A 17,858-nucleotide genomic window follows, 5' to 3' on the forward strand; every position below is an offset into this window, starting at 1 on the left:
GATGGATGAGGAAGAGCATGAGAAAAGAAATCGATATGTTCGCTCAATCTGTATCAGTATTGCGATCGGACTTGAAGCAGGTCTCGTTACCGAGATTGCTCCCCCGGCTTATGCCGGTTTTGCTGGCAGCATGTTTTGGTACGGGTTTCATTGCCAGCCTGGCCCATGCAAATCCCGTAGGGCCGCAGATCATCAATGGCAAGGTCATCTTCAATCAGGATGGCAAGGTCTATACCATCACCAATACGCCAGGTGCAATCATCAACTGGCAGGATTTTTTCATCAATGCCGGTGAGACTACCCGCTTCATACAAGAGAGTGCCAATAGCACGGTATTGAACCGCATCATAGGCCAGAATCCCACCCAGATACTGGGTACCTTGCAGTCGAATGGACGGGTGTTTTTGATTAACCCGAATGGCATTCTGTTTGGCAAGGGCGCGCAGGTTGATGTCAATGGCCTGACCGTCTCCAGCCTGGGCATGAGCGATGCCGATTTCAAGGCTGGCAAACTGAATTTCAATGCCGGTACTATAGCAGGCAAAGTCAGTAACCAGGGCGCAATCACAACGCCGTCTGGCGGCCAGGTTTACCTGATCGCGCCGGATGTAGAAAACAGCGGCATCATCACTTCACCCAAGGGTGAGGTCTTGCTGGCAGCAGGGCGCTCGGTGAAGCTGGTTGATTCAGCCAACCCGGATGTACACGTGGTAGTCAGCGCCAATGCTGATCAGGCAGTCAACCTGGGGCAAGTCATTGCCCAGGGCGGCAAGGTCGGGATTTATGGTGGTCTGATCAGCCAGCGTGGCCTGGTCAGTGCCAACAGTGCCGTTGTAGGTGAAAACGGCAGGATTTATTTCAAGGCCAGTGGAGATACCATACTTGATGCTGGCAGCACAACCACGGCAACTGGCAAAGGCAAGGGCGGCGATATACAAGTGCTTGGTCAACGTGTAGCACTGGCTGGTAATGCCCAGGTGGATGCCAGCGGCGACACCGGTGGTGGCCAGGTTCTGGTAGGCGGTGATTACCATGGCGATAATCCTTCCGTCATGAATGCCAAGCGTGCTTTTGTGTCCAGCGATGCCAAAATCAGTGCAGATGCTGTCAAGGTTGGTGATGGCGGCAAAGTCGTCGTCTGGTCGGACGAAGTGACAAGAGTGAATGGCAGTATTTCTGCACAGGGCGGGGCACAAAGCGGAAATGGCGGTTTTGTAGAAACTTCAGGCAAGCAAAGCCTGGATTTTCATGCGAAAGTAAACGTGGGCGCGGCCCGTGGCAAGGCAGGGACCTTATTGCTTGACCCGTCGTCGATTACTATTGCTGGCGGCACCAATGACGGTGCATCTGACGGTGTAGGGACATTTCAGGGGTCGGCGATAGGTACTATCAATTTTGCCGATAGTGGCCCGACTACTGTATTTCAATCAGAATTGCAGGGCTTGACACCAGGCACAAATATCGTGCTTGAGGCGACAAATTATATTGATACGAGTGGTGCTTTTTTCGGTAGTTCGATATCGTTGCCCAGCAATTCCAACATCACGCTCAGAACCCGCAATGCATCTACCGATGTCAGCGCTACCCGGGGCATTAATCTGACGGCTGCAGACCCCAATCTGGAAATCAAGACCAGTGGTACAGGTACGATCACGTTGCAAACTGGCACTGGTGTTTCACCGCAAACTGCCGATATCGTGGTAGCCAGGTTGACCAGCAACAGCAGCCAGATCAGTACCAGTGCCAGTGGCAACACGATCTTCAAAACACTACAAACAACACCGGGTACGGTTGGTGTTGGTGGCGATATCCTGATCAACAGTACTGGTTATGTGAATGTTGGTACCGGCGGTGCCGATGCCCGGGGCAATTCCTCTGCCAGTGGCAATGTCACGATTACTTCCGGTGCAGATATCACGCAACAAAACGGCAGCATCATTTATGCCAAAGATTTGAAGCTGAGCGCAGTGACTGGCTTGCACGGTAATACTTCAACAGACTATATGGGAGTGCAGGCTACCAGGGTGAATGCGCTTAATACTGGCAGTGGCGATATCCGCATCGCCAGCAATGGCGCCAACCTGGTCATCAATGATGTGGGCGGAACCGGTTATGGCGTTAAACAGCAAACTTCAGGTGGTGCAATTTACCTGAGTTCTCCTACTGGCTTTACTACGCAAATCAACGCACCTGTACTGACCAATAATGGCTTGCTCAATGTGAACGGCCAGGGCGGTATCAATTTGAATGCTGGCGGCACTATTAATAGCGGTGGCGGCGCCATCACTTTGCAGGCAACTGACGCTGGTGCCATGACCAGTACCGCATCGGGCACACAGATCAATAGCTCTGGTGCTGCCATTTTACTCAAATCAGACAAGATGGATTTGCTGGGTACAGTCAATGCTGGCAGTGGCACCGTGACCTTGGATTCAAATGCAATCGGCACCATTCACCTGGCAACCGGGACAAGTAATGTTGCTACCGGCACCCTGGAATTGTCTGCTGCTGAATTGAACAACATTACTGCCGCACGACTAAGAGTCGGCAACATAAGTGGCAGCAGTATTGATATCAAAGGAGTCCTGGGTTCAGGTGCAGGAGGTGCCTTGCAAAATATCAGTACCTCACTCAGCCTTAATTCTGGAGGTACAATTATTCAGCAAGCTGGTGCCACTATTGATGGTGCCAGTTCGGTGCAGGCGCGTGGCTATAGCGTCACCCTGACCGAGGCAAATGCAACAGGTGTTATTTCAGGTTCTTCCAGTACCGGCAGTTTCTTGTACCGCTCAGTCAACCCCATCAATGTGACTACGGTGGATGGCTATGGTGGTATTAATGCGCCATCCAGTGTTGTTCTGACTTCTGATGCTGGTATCACACAGGCAGCAGGTGGTGCGATCACAACTTCTGGTCTGGCGGTGCAAGCTAAAGGCTCGGTTAATCTGAGCAATGCAAGTAACAGCTTCAGCTCGATCGCGGCAGACCTCAATCAGAGCGGCCTCGGTAGTGGTAGCCTGACAGCTGTTACTTCCGGTAATCTGACTGTCAGCACAGTCTCTTCCACCGTTGGTATTACGACCAATAACCAGGCGGTCACTTTGAATGCGGGCGTAGGTTTATTGTCGCTGTCGAATAATGTCAGTGCAGGTACTGGCAAAGTCGGTTTCGTCGCCGATCAACTTTCCCTCGCCGGCCCTGGCGGCGTGACTGCCGGTGATTTTGGTGTACGCCCATTTACTACCGGGCGTGCCATTACTGTTGGCTCTGGTACATGTGTTGTGGGGCCTTGCCTGAGTGTGACCAATTTGTATAAAGTCACTGCCCCCACTATTTCGATAGGCAGTGCGGATGCTGGCAATGCATCAGGTTCTATTGCTGTTGTTAGCATCACCGATACCAATACCAGTGCTGCTACCGATATCAAGCATCTGACAACGACACGCATAGGCTTGCTGACCGGTGGCGATATTACACAGTCTAATTCGATTACCGTACAAGACCTTGGCCTGGTCGCTGGTAACAGCATCGCCCTGAATGTCCCGAATTTCATTAGCAATCTGGCGGCCAAGAGTAATACCAGCATGAGCTTTGTGAATACCCAGGGTATTAATGTCAGCACATTAAGCGGTGCTAATGGCTCAGTCTCATATAGTCTGGATGGTATCGCTACAACCGGTAACTTGTATCTGACAGCCAATGCCGGCAACATCGCACTCGGTGCCAATGTGAACAGTGGTAGCGGCACGGCCACTCTGGCCGCTCCTACAGGGGCAATTACCCAGGTGAATGGCAATACCATCACTGGTGGTGCGCTGGACGCGACTGCCAATGGCGGTATAGGAAATAGCACAGGCTTGAAAACCAGTGTGCCTGTTCTGCTGGCGAATAACACAGGTGCCAACACGGATATCAACATCAAAAATACCGGTGCCTTGAATCTCCGCAATGTGCAGCAAAGTGGCACTGGCAGTACTGGCAATATCCTCATCGACAATATTGGGGCGATCACGCTGGACAGCACCGATGCGGTACGCAGCAAGGCGGGCAATATCAGCCTGGTGGCACATAGCCCATTAACAGTCAATGGCACTGTTGCCAGTTCTAATGGCGGTAACATTACCCTTGAAGCGGGTGCCAGCGGCAGCACTACCGATAAACTCACGGTAGGCAGCACTGGTTCGGTCACTACCAGCGGTAGTATTTTGCTCAAGGCAGGCGACGCGATACTGATTTCAGGCAATGTCAGTGGTGGTAGCGTGACGCAGCAAGCTTTCCTGAACGGGGGCTCGCTGCCTACTTTGTCTCAATGTATTGCCAACCCTTCTACGCCAGGGTGCAGCTCTGTGCTGCCTGGCTTGACCGCCTGTATCAGCAATCCATCTTTGCCGGGTTGTAGCGTGGTCTTGCCTAGTGTCGCAGCCTGTCAGGCCAACCCTACGCTGGCAGGTTGCAGTGTAGTCTTACCCAGCCTGAGTTCCTGCATTGCCAATCCTTCGCAATTTGGTTGTTCAAATGTATTGCCCAGCCTCAGTAGTTGCCTGGCCAATCCGAATCTCGCAGGTTGCAGCGTAGTCCTGCCAAGTTTGTCGGCTTGTCTGGCGAATCCTTCCATATCCGGTTGCAGCTCTATTTTGCCTAGTCTGAGCTCATGCATAAGCAATTCCGGCCAGCCAGGTTGCAGTGCAGTGTTGCCTAGCCTGACACAATGTACTGCCAACCCCAGTATCCAGGGTTGCAGTGTGGTCTTGCCTGCACTGGCAGCCTGCCTGGTATCACCTAACATCGCTGGCTGCTCGGCTGTCTTGCCATCGGTTGCGGCCTGTACTGCCAGCCCGACTTTGCCTGGCTGTTCTGCGGTCTTGCCCAGCCTGTCTGCCTGCATCGCCAACAGCAGCCTGGCTGGTTGCAGTGCTGTATTGCCGACGCTGGCATCCTGCATCGCCACACCGACGCTGGCAGGTTGCAGCAGTGTATTGCCAACGTTGACAGCATGCGTGGCCAACCCGTCTCTGGCTGGTTGCGCTGCTGTTTTACCAACGCTGGCAGCATGTACCGCCAGCCCTAGCCTGCCAGGTTGCAGCGCTGTCTTGCCCAGCCTCAGTGCCTGTATTGCCACACCAACGCTGGCAGGTTGCAGCAATGTGTTGCCGACGCTGACTGCATGCCTTGCCAACCCATCGCTGTCGGGTTGCAGTGTAGTCTTGCCAACGCTGGCAGCATGTACAGCCAACCCGGCCCTGGCTGGTTGTTCATCTATCCTGCCTAGCTTGACCGCTTGTATCGCCAACCCTGGTTTGGCAGGCTGTTCATCTGTGCTGCCATCGGTTGCGGCATGTGCGGCTACTCCAAGCCTGCCTGGCTGCAGTGTGGTCTTGCCTAGCCTGAGCGCCTGTATTGCCACACCTGCGCTGGCTGGTTGCAGCAATGTCTTGCCTACACTGGCATCCTGTACTGCAACACCTACGCTGCCAGGCTGTAGTGTTGTTTTGCCCAGCCTGAGTGCATGTACTGCCAATCCGGCTACGCCAGGTTGTTCTGCTGTCTTGCCTGGCTTTGCAAGTTGTACTGCCAATCCAGCGCAGGCAGGTTGCAGTGCCGTATTGCCGACGCTGGCAGTATGTACCGCTAATCCATCCACGGCGGGTTGTTCTGCCGTCTTGCCTACCCTGGCTGCTTGTACTGCCAGCCCTGGCCTGCCCGGTTGTAGTGCGGTGTTGCCTGGCCTGGCCATTTGCGTAGGTTCGCCATCGACGCCAGGTTGCAGCGCGGTCTTACCTGGTCTGGCTGCATGTACTGCCAATCCAGCGACACCCGGTTGCTCTGCTGTCTTGCCTTCGATGGCCAGTTGCGCAGCTAATCCGGGTTTGCCAGGTTGCGCTGCTGTGTTGCCTACCCAGGCACAGTGCGCCATCAATCCAGTCTTGCTGGGCTGTTCACTGGTCTTGCCCATAGGTGATCTCAGGACTGGCAATATCCTGAACAACACGATTAATTTTGCGCTTAATAACTTTGTCAGTTCTACCTTGTTCATCACTAACGCTATCAGCAATCCTGGCAGTTTCTTCGATAGTGGCAGTGATTCCGGCAGGGAAACCAGGTTCGAACAAAGAAGCAGTTTTAGCGGTATCAGGGATAACGGAGTATTAAAAAATGCTACAGATAAAAAACTCTACTGCAATTAAGTTTCTCCTTATTGCAGCACTGTGCCTGAGCTGCGCACTGAGTTTTGCTGCGCAGATCGCGGGCACGGTGACCCATCTCAGCGGGCCATTGATCGCCAAGAAGGCAGATGGCACGGTCAAGGTATTGTCCCTGCAGTCTGGCATAGAGCAGGGCGATACCCTGATTGCCGAGAAAGATACGTATGCCCGCATCAAGTTTGCCGATAATAGTGAAATCGTCTTGCGCCCAAGTACCCAGATCAAGATAGACCAGTTTTCTTTTGAAGAAGACAAGCCCAATAATGATGGCTTTACCATGACCCTGATCAAGGGCGGCTTGCGTGCTGTCACCGGCTTACTCGGCAAGCGCAATAAAGAAAGATTTGGCCTGAATACACCAACGGCATCGATAGGCATACGCGGCACTATCTTCATCGCAGAGTTTGTGCCTCAGGACGCGAACCAGCCTGGCTCAGGTACTGCAGACGCTCAGGGTAAAGGGCCACGCGCGCCTGGTTTATATGTGCAAGTCCTGGATGGCACAGTCTTCCTGAAAAATGATGCGGGCAACATCGATGTCACAGCCGGTCAATTTGGTTTTGCGATCAGCTTTACGAGACCACCAATTCTTTTGCCTAACAACCCAGGCATGCAATTTTCACTACCCGGTAATTTTCCTGTGAGCCTGAATCAGGACACTGCCAATAATGAAAGCAAGTCAGGCAGTTTGATTTGTGAAGTAAGGTAATGAAGTAATTATGTATTGAGATGAAGGCAGGATTTGTCGTAGCGGCAAATCCTGTTTTTCATTAGAGCCCTGTCGCTGAATTTAGAAAACCGGCAAATCAGCACTGGCATGCTGGCGCAAGGTATTACGTGCGACTTCAAAGTCAGGAAATACCGACTGCACAGTTGCCCAGAAGCGAGGGCTATGGTTCATCTCACGCAAATGCGCAAGCTCATGCGCAATCACATAATCAATAATCATTGGTGAGAAATGGATCAAGCGCCAGTTAAGGCGTATCTTGCCTTGTGACGTGCAAGAGCCCCAGCGCGTTGCTGCTGCCGACAAAGCCATGCTTTGATAGCGCACATTGAGCTTCTCGGCAAATACTGGCAGGCGCTCATTGAAAACCCGCTTGGCTTCTTGTTGCAGCCAGGCTTGTACCCGGTCTTTCAATTGCTGCTCACCAGCGTCCGCTGGCAGGTTGATAATCAACTCGGCCTGCTCGCTCTGGAAATGCGTGCCGCTGACAGAGGCAGGGGCAATCCGCAAGGTAATCTCACCGCCCAGATATGGCAGCTTCGCCCCATCCTGCCAATGCATGGTGGGTTCCAGCTGGCGCTGCGTACGCTCACGCCGCTCAGTCAGCTTGCGCAATATCCAGGCTTGTTTTTCCTGTATCGCCGTTTCTATATCGGCAATCGTCACCCAGCGCGGTGCCGTGATGCGCAAACCATCTTCATTGATCAAAAAACCTATACTGCGCCGTTTCGAACGTTGCAAATCATATTCGAGCAAATAATCCTTTATCAGGATGCGGCGCTTGTTGCTGGTATTGATGAAGGTGGAAGGTGGCGGTGCAGACGGTGGTGGTATGGGAGCGGGTGGTGCGTAGGGCCGCTGTTCATCACGCAGAACGATATCTTTGAGCGGGCTTGATGCCGGCACCGGCGTCTTGGCAGGCACAGGACGCAATTTGTCCGGCACCAAAAAATCACTGAATAAATCCAGTTGCAAAGCCATTTGTATGGCCTTGCCTATCGAGGGAATACGGGGCTTCATTTATGCTTGGGGAATCCTGATTCAATAGCAAGTGAATATCTGCTCAGCTTAATTTTTAAGCTGGCATGACACTAGTTTGACCTATTTTCAGGCTTTCGTGTTTTTACGGCTGAAAATGGAGATTTGCAGAGGAGTCTGCAGCGGAGATAGAAGGAGCTGACACAGCAAGCATCAGCCCCGATAGCTTATTTGGATTGTTCAGACTGATAAACCTGCGGTGAAATCACACGCATTTCGGCTTCTATCCATTTTTCCACTTCCTGCATCAGTTCAACGGCATTCATGCCGTTCGATGGGATAGGTTTTCCAACGGAAACGGTAACGGTACCCGGCAATTTGGTGAAAGAATTTTTGGGCCAGCATTCACCAGAGTTCAGCGCGATAGGTACGACCGGCGTATTGGTCTCCACCGCCAGACGGGCACCACCACCTTTGTACTGGCCTTTTTTGCCAACTGCGATACGCGTACCTTCAGGGAACATGATGATCCATTGCCCATCAGCCAGACGCTTGCGGCCTTGCGTGACAACGTGGGCAAAAGCATCCTTGCCCTTGCTGCGGTCGATAGGGATCATACGCAGCATGGAGATGGCCCAGCCAAAGAAAGGGATGTAGGTAATTTCTTTTTTGAACACAAAAACCAGTGGGCGCGGTGTTGCCATCAACAGGAAAATGGTTTCCCAGGCAGATTGATGCTTGGACAGCAGGATGGCCGGGCCATCGGGGAAGTTTTCAAAGCCCTTGGTCTGGTAGCGTATGCCGCATATTACTTTTGCTGCCCAGATAATGGTGACATTCCAGCGGGCTGTAATGTAATAGCGCTGGTTGTACGGCAAAAACGCAAACAACATGCTGATAGGGGCCCAGACGATGGTGACGATTGCCATCACCAGCAAGAAAATCAGCGAACGAACAAAACGGGTAAAGCTAAGCATGTAGTCTCCATTGTAGCGATGCTGGTTTGAATCTTTTCAATGACTCAGATCGCGATATTAAATTCAGATGGCGAGTTTTCCACCAGTTTATCGACCATGGCGGCCAGGTCAGCAAAGACTTGAGTACCTGGCGGCAAGCCACCTTTTTCCTGGGTCTTGCTGCCTTTGCCGGTCAGTACCAGATGGGGTTTGCAACCGAGAACAAAGCCAGCCTGCAAGTCACGCAGGGAATCGCCCACACAATGCACACCCTTGAGATTGGTGTCATAGCGGCGGGCTATCTCTTGCAGCATGCCGGGCTTGGGTTTGCGGCAATCGCAATTGTCATCTGCCATATGCGGGCAAAAGAAAATCGCATCTATCGTGGCACCGACTTGCTGGGCGCTGGTATGCATTTTTTGATGGATGGCATTCAGCGTCGCCATATCAAATAGCTTGCGACCTATGCCAGATTGGTTGGTCGCTACCACTACCATATAGCCCGCCTGGTTAAGGCGGGCGATGGCTTGCAGTGAACCCGGTATCGGCTTCCATTCTTCGGGCGACTTGATAAAGTCGTCCGAATCCTGGTTGATAACGCCATCGCGGTCAAGGATGATGAGTTTCATCTGCAATCCTGGTTAGTGGTGCTCATGTGTTCCATGTTGTTTTAATACGCCTCAAGCTGCCAGCTTGGAAATGTCGGCAACCTGGTTCATCATGCCATGCAGGCTTGCCAGCAAGGCCAGGCGGTTATTACGCAGGGCCAAATCTTCAGCATTCACCATGACATCATTGAAGAAGCTATCGACCGCTGCACGCAGGGCTGCCAAGGTTTTCAATGCGCTGGCGAAATCACCTTTGGCAAATGCCACATCCACTTCTGGTTTGACATCGGCCATGGCCTTGAACAGTGCTTGCTCTGCAGCTTCCTGCAACAATGCTGGCTGGACTGCACCAGGCGTACCCTCGGCTTTTTTGAGGATATTGGTAATGCGCTTGTTGGCAGCAGCCAGTGCTTCAGATTCTGGCAGGGCAGCAAAGGCTTGTACAGCTTGCAGGCGTTCAACGATGTTATCGAGCGTGTCTGGTTGCTGAGCAACCACAGCTTCGACTTCATTTTGAGAAAAGCCCTTGTCGCGCAACTGGCCGCGCAAGCGATCAAACAAGAAGTTCAATATATCGGCTGTCGGATTTGTGAAATTGGCATTGCCAGCAAACAGTGCTACTGCTTGCGCCAGCAAGGTATTCAGCGACAGCGGCAAGCGTTTTTCCACCAGCATGCGCAAGATGCCCAGGGCATGGCGGCGCAGCGCAAACGGGTCGCGGTCACCGGTAGGCTGCAAACCTATACCCCAGATACCAACCAGGGTTTCCAGTTTGTCCGCCAGTGCTACGGCAGTACCTGTCAGTGTTGCTGGCAATGCGTCACCAGCGAAACGTGGCTGATAATGTTCAGACGCGGCAGCGGCTACATCAGCGTGCTCACCATCATGCTGGGCATAGTAAGTACCCATGATGCCTTGCAGCTCAGGGAATTCACCAACCATGTCAGTCAGCAAGTCGGTCTTGGCCAGCAGGGCGGCACGTTCAGTCAGCGCGACATCGCCATTCAGGCTGGCAGCAATCTGGCCCGCCAGGGTTTTAACGCGTTGCGTACGTTCTGCCTGGCTGCCCAGTTTATTGTGATAGACCACATTTGCCAGCAAAGGCAGGCGTGATTCCAGAGTTTTTTTCTTATCTTGCTCAAAGAAGAATTTTGCATCCGACAGGCGTGGGCGCACGACGCGCTCATTACCCTGGATGATGTATTGCGGGTCGCTGGTTTCCAGGTTGGAGACGATCAAAAAGCGTGAACGCAATTTGCCTGATGCATCTGTCAGGGCAAAATATTTCTGATTCGTTTGCATGGTCAAAATCAGGCATTCTTGCGGCACAGCCAAAAACTCTTGCTCGAAATTGCATTCATACACCACTGGCCATTCGACCAGGGCGGTCACTTCATCGAGCAGGGATTCAGGCATCAACACCTGGTCTGCGCCTGCTTTGCCCAACAGGGCAGTGCGTATCTGTTCTTTACGCTCATTGAAGCTGGCAATGACCTTGCCTTCGGTTTTCAGGCTGGCTGCATAGTCTTCAGCTTTGGCAATACTGACTTCACCGGCGGACAGGAAACGGTGGCCTTTGGTAATGCGGTCACTGTTCAAACCCAGCAGGGACAGCGGCACTATGTCAGCACCATGCAGGGCAATGATCTTGTGCACAGGGCGCACAAAATGCACAGTCTCGCCATCAGGACGCTGGTAGCTCATGACTTTAGGAATGGGCAGTTTGCCTATGGTTTCTTCCAGTGCAGTTTGTACTGCTGGTGCCAGGGCAGTGCCTGCGGCTGTATAGCTGTAAAAGAAGCTCTCGGCCTTGCCATCTACCGCACGTTCCAGATCACTGACCTGAAGGTCAGGGAAGCCCAGTGCCGCCAGTTTCTTGCCCAGCGGTGCGGTGGCGTTGCCAGCCGCATCCAGTGCCACAGATACCGGTAATACTTTTTCGCGCATCAGCTTGTCGGGGGATGTGGAGCGTACGCCAGTGATGCTGACAGCCAGACGGCGTGGTGAGGCATAGCTGGTCGCTACCGACTCAGCTTCCAGAAAATCGCGTGACTTCAGACCAGCGACAATACCGGCGCTAAATGCTTCACCCAGTTTGGCCAGGGCCTTGGGTGGCAGCTCTTCGGTAAATAATTCTACTAACAGTGTTTGGCTCATGTTTCTTATCCTACGTTCCGGCGCTGTGCCAGAATCTGTTTAATGATGTTCTTGTGGGCTTGGCGTAAAGCTTATGCAGTAGTCACTGCAGCAGGAGTAGGCTTGTGCTTGTCATCCGCAGCACACATGGGAAAGCCCAGTGCCTCACGCGATGCATAGTAAGCCGCAGCCACGGCACGCGACAGATTGCGTATGCGGCCTATGTAGGCAGCACGCTCAGTCACAGAGATGGCGCCACGTGCATCCAGCAAGTTGAAAGTATGCGCAGCCTTCAAGATCATTTCATAAGCAGGCAGGGCCAGGGATTTTTCTGTCACTTCCAGCAGGCGCTTGGCTTCCGCTTCGTAATTGCTGAACAAAGAGAACAGGAAATCAGTGTTTGAATATTCAAAGCTGAAAGTCGATTGCTCAACTTCATTTTGATGGAATACATCGCCATAAGACAGGCGCACGGTCTTGCCGTTTTCTTCACGCTCGGTCCAGACCAGGTCATAGATATTATCTACACCTTGCAGATACATGGCCAGACGTTCGAGGCCATAGGTGATTTCACCGAGGATAGGTTTGCAATCCAGGCCACCAACTTGCTGGAAGTAAGTGAATTGCGTGACTTCCATGCCATTCAGCCAGACTTCCCAGCCCAGGCCCCAGGCGCCGAGGGTAGGGTTTTCCCAGTCATCTTCAACAAAACGTATGTCGTTTTGCTGCAAATCCAGACCCAGGGCTTTCAGAGAGCCCAGGTAGAGGTCAAGGATATTTTCCGGTGCAGGCTTCAACACCACCTGATATTGATAATAGTGTTGCAGACGGTTAGGGTTTTCACCATAGCGGCCATCCTTGGGGCGGCGTGATGGTTGTACATAAGCCGCACGCCATGGTTCTGGCCCGATGGCGCGCAAGAAAGTGCCGGTATGCGAAGTACCCGCGCCCACTTCCATATCGTAAGGTTGCAGCAGGGCGCAGCCTTGCTTGTCCCAGTAATCTTGTAATGTCAGGATAATTTGTTGAAATGTGAGCATCGTGCTATCTGCCTTTGTCACTTCTTGAAGAAGCGATGAATAAAGTTTGCCAAACCTTAGATTTTAACGGCTTTTGCGTAGGATAGGCGAATTTGCTTGATGTTGTTTTATTAATTTCATGGGGTAATTTGCCTAAATACCCAAGACCTCTCACCACAGAGACACAGAGGCACAGAGAAAACCAGGAGGGTGCTTATTATTTTTGCAAATATTCGTTTTATATCAAGTGACGCAATTGCAGCATAAATAGGCTGCTTTGTGATGGCGGTTTTTGTTGCAATTGCCTTGGCTACGCGGTATAAAAATCCACCTGCCAATAAAAACAGCATGCTGAATGGGAGACCTCGGAGCAATGGCTATAGTTGACCAGACCCTTACTTTGGATGCCGAGTCACAACGGTTGGAAGAGTGGTATCTCTTGCTGGGGGAGCTTTCCCATTGTTTGTGGTACACGGCAGAATTGCCTGAGATGTTGCGTGGCTTCTGTCGCATCCTGGTACAGCGCGCTGGTTATCTGTGTGCCGAGGTGGAACTGGACTTGGGTGACAAGTCAGAAATTTACCGTTTTCGCGCCGACAGGCAGGCTGGAAAAGAGACAAAATACCTGATCCTGCCCTTGCAGCGTTATGGTGATGTGCTGGCGCAATTGCGTGTCGGTGCTGACTTTGATCTCAGCGAAAATGGTGATGCATACAACATACTGAGCCGCTTCGCCAATGAACTGGCGCAAGCCATCCATGCCCTTAGCAGTACCCATGAACACCATGATCTGCAAGACAATATGGACATGCTGGCACTGTCAGTGCAGCAAAGCCCGTTTGCGGTAGTGATTACCAATGCTGATGGTGAACTCGAATATGGCAATGACAGCTTTTGTCGCATTTCTGGCTATGCATTGAATGAGGTGCTGGGCAAGCACGTATTCTGGAATTCTGGTGATCCTGCTGATGAAAAAGTCATGCGCATCATCAAGGCGCTTAAGGTTGGTGAGCACTGGCAGGGAGATGTACTCAGCCATCGCAAGGATGGCACGGCATATTGGGAAAGACAGATGGTCAGCCCGCTATGCAATGCAGACGGCTATATCACCCACCTGATCGCTGTCAAACAAGACATCACTGATAGCAAATTCCAGTTGAAGGAAGTCGAACAGGCCTTGCTCTTGCGTGAGCAGGCGCTCGTGTCCAGCAGCAACGGCATCATGATTACCCGCAGTGACGACAGTGATCATTCCATCGTCTATGTGAATCCGGCTTTCGAGCGCATCACCGGCTATACGGCGCAGGAAGTCATCGGCAGGGAAGGGCGCTTCCTGGTCAGGGAAGACCTAGCGCAACCTGATCTCGAGGAGATACGCACTGCATTGCGGGAAAAAAGAGCCGGTTGCGCGTTATTGCGCAATTACCGCAAGGACGGTACGCAATTCTGGAATGAATTACATATCTCGCCCGTCAAGGACGCGACAGGTGCGGCCACTACGCATTTTGTCAGCGTTATCAATGACGTCAGCGAGCGTGTCAATTACCAGAAAGAACTGGAATACCAGGCCACCCATGACAGCCTGACTGGCCTGGCCAATCGTAATTTACTCAACGATAGGATTACCCAGGCCATCGCCTGGGCCAAGCGCCAGGACTTGTCGGTGGGTTTGATGTTGCTCGATCTTGACCATTTCAAGCTTATCAATGATGCATCCGGCCATGGCGCTGGAGATGAAATGTTGAAGCAGGTAGCCAACCGGCTCAGTCATTGTGTGCGCGAGACTGATACTGTTGCCCGCCTGGGTGGCGATGAGTTCGTCATCATCCTGACTGATTTGCCTGAGACTGGCGATGTTGATATCGTTGCTGAAAAAATCCTGGCAGCACTGGCGCGTCCGTTTGAAATCAATGGGCATGATGTATTTGTTACCGCCAGCATAGGTATTTCGCTCTACCCACGTGATGGTGACCACGGCGAAATATTGCTGCGCTATGCCGACATCGCCATGTACCGCGTCAAGGAGCATGGACGCAATAGTGTGCGCCAGTTTATTCCCGAGATGGGTGTCACTGCCATCAGCCGCCTGAATATGGAAGGCGCATTACGCCGTGCGCTGGAAAGGCATGAACTCACTCTGCACTACCAGCCCAAGATAGAACTGGCTACGGGTCATATCGTCGGCGCAGAAGCACTGGTGCGCTGGCATCATCCGCAGATAGGTTTGATACACCCCATAGAATTCATCCCGCTGGCAGAAGAAACTGGGCTGATATTGCCGTTAGGTGAGTGGGTGCTGGCCGAGGCCTGCCGCCAGCAAGTCAGCTGGAAAAAATCTGGCATGGCAGATTTAAAAATTGCCATCAATATGTCACCTCGCCAGTTCCGGCAAGAGGATTTGTCTGACCGTGTTGCAGCTATTTTTGCCGAGACGGGTGCCGATCCATCGAATGTCACGCTGGAGCTGACCGAGAGCATGGTCATGCAGGATGTTAACAGTACCCTGGTGGCATTGCGTGCCTTGAAAAACCTGGGTTTGTCGATATCGCTCGATGATTTTGGTACGGGTTATTCCAGCCTCTCTTACTTGCGGCGCTTCCCCATTGATGAACTCAAAATAGATAAGTCCTTCATCAATGACATCCATGAAAATCCTGACGATGCAGCGATTGCCAGTGCCATCATTGCCATGGCTTTGAGCCTGAGTCTGAGTGTGGTTGCAGAGGGAGTGGAAAAGAAAGAGCAGGCCGAGCTTTTGCGCAAAATGGGATGCAGCCAGGTACAGGGTTATTATTTTGGCCGCCCCATGGATGCCGTCGGTTTTGCCACCCGCTATCGCGAGCACATCAATGAATAAGGCGATGAGTAAAACCATGAACAAGCTGCTCTGGCGTACCGGCAAGGTAAGCGAAATTCCGGAATTACTGATGGCAGCAACACTGGAAAAATCAGCCGCCGTTGGCGCGGCGACTGTCTATCATTTCAAGCATGATGGGCAAGAAAAACTGGCGATTTCCCTGCCCGATGGTCAAGCCCTGATCATAGAGCCATTGCCCAGTGGCAGGCCACGCCGCCGCCGTGTTGACCCACTAAAAGCTGAGTCGCCATGCCAGCTTGCAGATGTCATCGATAACAGCTAAATGGTTTAATCGTTTAGTGACCAGGCGTATGTTCGCTATCAAGCATAGCCATGGCGTGGTCATTGTAGCGATTACCTGCTACTGCATCGCTGGGAACCGCCGTAGCTATTGCCTGTAAATCTGCCGCATCCAGCTTCACATCCAGAGCACCAAGTGCCTCTGTCAAACGGTCACGGCGGCGTGCGCCCACCAAAGGAATGATGTCTGCACCTTGCGCCAGTACCCAGGCAATTGCCGCCTGTGCCACGCTGATGCCCTTGCTGCTGGCGATGCCGCGCAAGGCTTCTACCAGAGCCAGGTTACGTTCCAGATTGCCATCCTGGAAGCGTGGGCTGATGCTGCGGAAATCCCTTGCGCCAGTAGTGCGTTCAGGGCTCCAGTGACCGCTAAGCAAACCTCGCGATAATACGCCGTAAGCTGTGATGCCTATGCCCAGTTCGCGGCAAACTGGCAAAATCTCAGCTTCTATGCCGCGAGAAAACAGTGAATACTCTATCTGCAAATCACTGATGGCATGGACGGCTGCCGCACGGCGCAGGCTGGCAGCACCAGCTTCCGACATGCCTATATGGCGTACATACCCGGCTCTCACCATGTCGGCAATCGCGCCTATGGTGTCTTCCACCGGCACTTGCGGGTCTATGCGCGCCAGACGATAGACATCGATGTGATCAGTACCCAGTCGTTTCAGGCTATAGGCCAAGGCATTCTTGACGGCGGCTGGCCTGCCATCCATGCCTATCCAGTTGCCTGCCGGATCGCGCAGTGCACCGAATTTGACGCTGATCCTGACCTTTTCGCGTGGCAGGTTTTGCAGTGCTTCCTGTATCAGTAATTCATTATGGCCCATGCCATAAAAATCACCTGTGTCGAGCAAGTCTATGCCTGCATCGAGCGCCGCATGGATAGTGGCGATGCTTTCGCCGCGATCAGCCGGGCCATATAAATCCGACATACCCATGCAACCCAAACCCAGTGCTGAGACTGCCGGGCCTTGTTTGCCCAATTGACGTATTGCGATTTTGTTCTGTGCCATGCTGAAACTCCTTCGTCATTGTTGCCTCAGCGAGATTGCTGAAGATGTAGCCATTGTAGTTAGACTGAATTTTTAGATAAATACGTTAAAATTGCCTTTACTGTGCAAAAAATCTAAACAATGAGGGCGGGGACGTTTATGGACAAATTCCAGGCTATGCAAGTCTTTATCGCCGTGGTTGAGCAAAGCAGCTTCACCCGCGCTGCAGAGCAATTGCAAATGCCCAGGGCCAGCGTGACCTTGAGTATCAAGCAACTGGAAACCCATCTGGGTACGCGTCTCTTGCAAAGAACCACGCGTCAGGTCAACACCACGGCGGATGGCGATGCCTACTACCAGCGTTGCGTGCGCCTGCTGGCTGACCTGGAAGAAACCGAATCTGCATTCAGCCACAGCCTGCTCAATCCGCGTGGCAAGCTCAGGATTAATTTGCAGGGTTCGCTGGGCAAATCTTTCGTGGTTCCTGCCTTGCCAGGCTTTAGCGCCAAATACCCTTTGATAGAACTGGAAGTCGGCATGAGTGACCGCCTGGTTGATCTGGTACGCGAAGGCGTAGATTGCGTCTTGCGTGGGGGAGAGTTGCGCGATTCCAGCATGATCGCCAGACGGGTAGCACTGATGACGCAAATTACCTGCGCCAGCAGCGCCTACCTGCAAAAGCATGGCGTGCCCGAGGCTCTGGACGATTTGCCTGCCCATCTGGCAGTGAATTATTTTTCATCACAGACTGGCCGGAATATGGATTTTGAATTTGTCATCGACGGTAAAACACAAACATTGCCTTTGAAAGGGCAATTGGCAGTCAATGATGTCGATGCCTATGTTGCAGGCGCAGAAGCGGGTTATGGCCTGATACAACTGCCGCGTTTCCACGTTGCTGCCCAGCTGGCGGCTGGCAGCATGCAGGAAGTTTTACCGGAGCTGCGGCCACCGCCTATGCCGGTATCCATACTCTACCCTCACCACCGGCAGTTATCGCCCAGGGTCAGGGTATTCGTAGAATGGCTGACTGAGCTGATGGAAACGCATGCAGACAAATTCAAGGCATAAATAAT

Annotated in this window: 11 protein-coding genes; 5 read left to right on the forward strand and 6 right to left on the reverse strand. The window is 52.5% G+C overall.

Going from position 1 to position 17,858, the window contains the following annotated elements; all coding sequences use genetic code 11:
• Positions 1 to 17: 17 nt before the first annotated feature.
• Positions 18 to 6,185 carry a filamentous hemagglutinin N-terminal domain-containing protein gene (locus ACO0LL_RS15890; protein WP_422951824.1) on the forward strand — a complete coding sequence of 2,056 codons (6,168 nt, stop codon included), beginning with the start codon at positions 18 to 20 and terminating at the stop codon, positions 6,183 to 6,185.
• Positions 6,154 to 6,912, forward strand: a complete 759-nt coding sequence (locus ACO0LL_RS15895) for a FecR family protein (RefSeq protein ID WP_422951825.1) — start codon at positions 6,154 to 6,156, stop codon at positions 6,910 to 6,912. Before ACO0LL_RS15890 ends, ACO0LL_RS15895 begins: the two co-directional genes overlap by 32 nt.
• Positions 6,913 to 6,993: 81 nt before the next feature.
• Here the strand turns inward: ACO0LL_RS15895 and ACO0LL_RS15900 are convergent, their stop codons facing one another.
• From ACO0LL_RS15900 to glyQ, 5 genes are all read right to left on the reverse strand, one after another.
• Positions 6,994 to 7,950, reverse strand: a complete 957-nt coding sequence (locus tag ACO0LL_RS15900) for a M48 family metallopeptidase (protein ID WP_422951826.1) — start codon at positions 7,948 to 7,950, stop codon at positions 6,994 to 6,996.
• Between the two features lie 185 nt (positions 7,951 to 8,135).
• Complete coding sequence (locus tag ACO0LL_RS15905; RefSeq protein WP_422951827.1) at positions 8,136 to 8,885, reverse strand: lysophospholipid acyltransferase family protein; 750 nt, start codon at positions 8,883 to 8,885, stop codon at positions 8,136 to 8,138.
• 44 nt (positions 8,886 to 8,929) lie between these two features.
• Entirely contained in the window at positions 8,930 to 9,493 is a 564-nt protein-coding gene (gene gmhB, locus ACO0LL_RS15910) for a D-glycero-beta-D-manno-heptose 1,7-bisphosphate 7-phosphatase (protein WP_422951828.1), read from the reverse strand.
• Positions 9,494 to 9,544: 51 nt separating this feature from the next.
• A complete protein-coding gene (gene glyS, locus ACO0LL_RS15915; protein WP_422951829.1) occupies positions 9,545 to 11,629 on the reverse strand; it encodes a glycine--tRNA ligase subunit beta in 2,085 nt (694 codons plus the stop codon).
• A gap of 71 nt (positions 11,630 to 11,700) precedes the next feature.
• Positions 11,701 to 12,648, reverse strand: a complete 948-nt coding sequence (gene glyQ, locus ACO0LL_RS15920; protein ID WP_422951830.1) for a glycine--tRNA ligase subunit alpha — start codon at positions 12,646 to 12,648, stop codon at positions 11,701 to 11,703.
• A 352-nt stretch (positions 12,649 to 13,000) separates the two neighbouring features.
• Here glyQ and ACO0LL_RS15925 point away from each other — a divergent pair, with 352 nt between their 5' ends.
• Together ACO0LL_RS15925 and ACO0LL_RS15930 are read left to right on the forward strand one after the other, a co-directional pair.
• Complete coding sequence (locus ACO0LL_RS15925; RefSeq protein ID WP_422951831.1) at positions 13,001 to 15,484, forward strand: EAL domain-containing protein; 2,484 nt, start codon at positions 13,001 to 13,003, stop codon at positions 15,482 to 15,484.
• Between the two features lie 16 nt (positions 15,485 to 15,500).
• Positions 15,501 to 15,767 carry a hypothetical protein gene (locus ACO0LL_RS15930; RefSeq protein ID WP_422951832.1) on the forward strand — a complete coding sequence of 89 codons (267 nt, stop codon included), beginning with the start codon at positions 15,501 to 15,503 and terminating at the stop codon, positions 15,765 to 15,767.
• A gap of 13 nt (positions 15,768 to 15,780) precedes the next feature.
• On the opposite strand, the gene ACO0LL_RS15935 is transcribed toward ACO0LL_RS15930, so the two are convergent.
• On the reverse strand, positions 15,781 to 16,803 hold the full coding sequence (locus ACO0LL_RS15935; RefSeq protein WP_422951833.1) for an aldo/keto reductase: 1,023 nt from the start codon (positions 16,801 to 16,803) through the stop codon (positions 15,781 to 15,783).
• A 138-nt stretch (positions 16,804 to 16,941) separates the two neighbouring features.
• On the opposite strand from ACO0LL_RS15935, the gene ACO0LL_RS15940 reads away from it, so the two are divergent.
• Complete coding sequence (locus ACO0LL_RS15940; RefSeq protein WP_422951834.1) at positions 16,942 to 17,853, forward strand: LysR family transcriptional regulator; 912 nt, start codon at positions 16,942 to 16,944, stop codon at positions 17,851 to 17,853.
• The last annotated feature ends 5 nt before the right edge of the window (positions 17,854 to 17,858 follow it).

It is taken from the genome of Undibacterium sp. TC4M20W, from assembly GCF_049340245.1.
Classification (GTDB): domain Bacteria; phylum Pseudomonadota; class Gammaproteobacteria; order Burkholderiales; family Burkholderiaceae_D; genus Undibacterium.

What these genes read in the sequence shown, in the direction of transcription:
- ACO0LL_RS15895 (WP_422951825.1), top strand. Translation starts at nt 6,154, where the DNA reads ATGCTACAGATAAAAAACTCTACTGCAATTAAGTTTCTCCTTATTGCA.
- gmhB (WP_422951828.1), bottom strand. Translation starts at nt 9,493, where the DNA reads ATGAAACTCATCATCCTTGACCGCGATGGCGTTATCAACCAGGATTCG.
- ACO0LL_RS15890 (WP_422951824.1), top strand. Translation starts at nt 18, where the DNA reads ATGAGAAAAGAAATCGATATGTTCGCTCAATCTGTATCAGTATTGCGA.
- ACO0LL_RS15905 (WP_422951827.1), bottom strand. Translation starts at nt 8,885, where the DNA reads ATGCTTAGCTTTACCCGTTTTGTTCGTTCGCTGATTTTCTTGCTGGTG.
- ACO0LL_RS15935 (WP_422951833.1), bottom strand. Translation starts at nt 16,803, where the DNA reads ATGGCACAGAACAAAATCGCAATACGTCAATTGGGCAAACAAGGCCCG.
- ACO0LL_RS15925 (WP_422951831.1), top strand. Translation starts at nt 13,001, where the DNA reads ATGGCTATAGTTGACCAGACCCTTACTTTGGATGCCGAGTCACAACGG.
- glyS (WP_422951829.1), bottom strand. Translation starts at nt 11,629, where the DNA reads ATGAGCCAAACACTGTTAGTAGAATTATTTACCGAAGAGCTGCCACCC.
- ACO0LL_RS15930 (WP_422951832.1), top strand. Translation starts at nt 15,501, where the DNA reads ATGAACAAGCTGCTCTGGCGTACCGGCAAGGTAAGCGAAATTCCGGAA.
- ACO0LL_RS15900 (WP_422951826.1), bottom strand. Translation starts at nt 7,950, where the DNA reads ATGAAGCCCCGTATTCCCTCGATAGGCAAGGCCATACAAATGGCTTTG.
- ACO0LL_RS15940 (WP_422951834.1), top strand. Translation starts at nt 16,942, where the DNA reads ATGGACAAATTCCAGGCTATGCAAGTCTTTATCGCCGTGGTTGAGCAA.
- glyQ (WP_422951830.1), bottom strand. Translation starts at nt 12,648, where the DNA reads ATGCTCACATTTCAACAAATTATCCTGACATTACAAGATTACTGGGAC.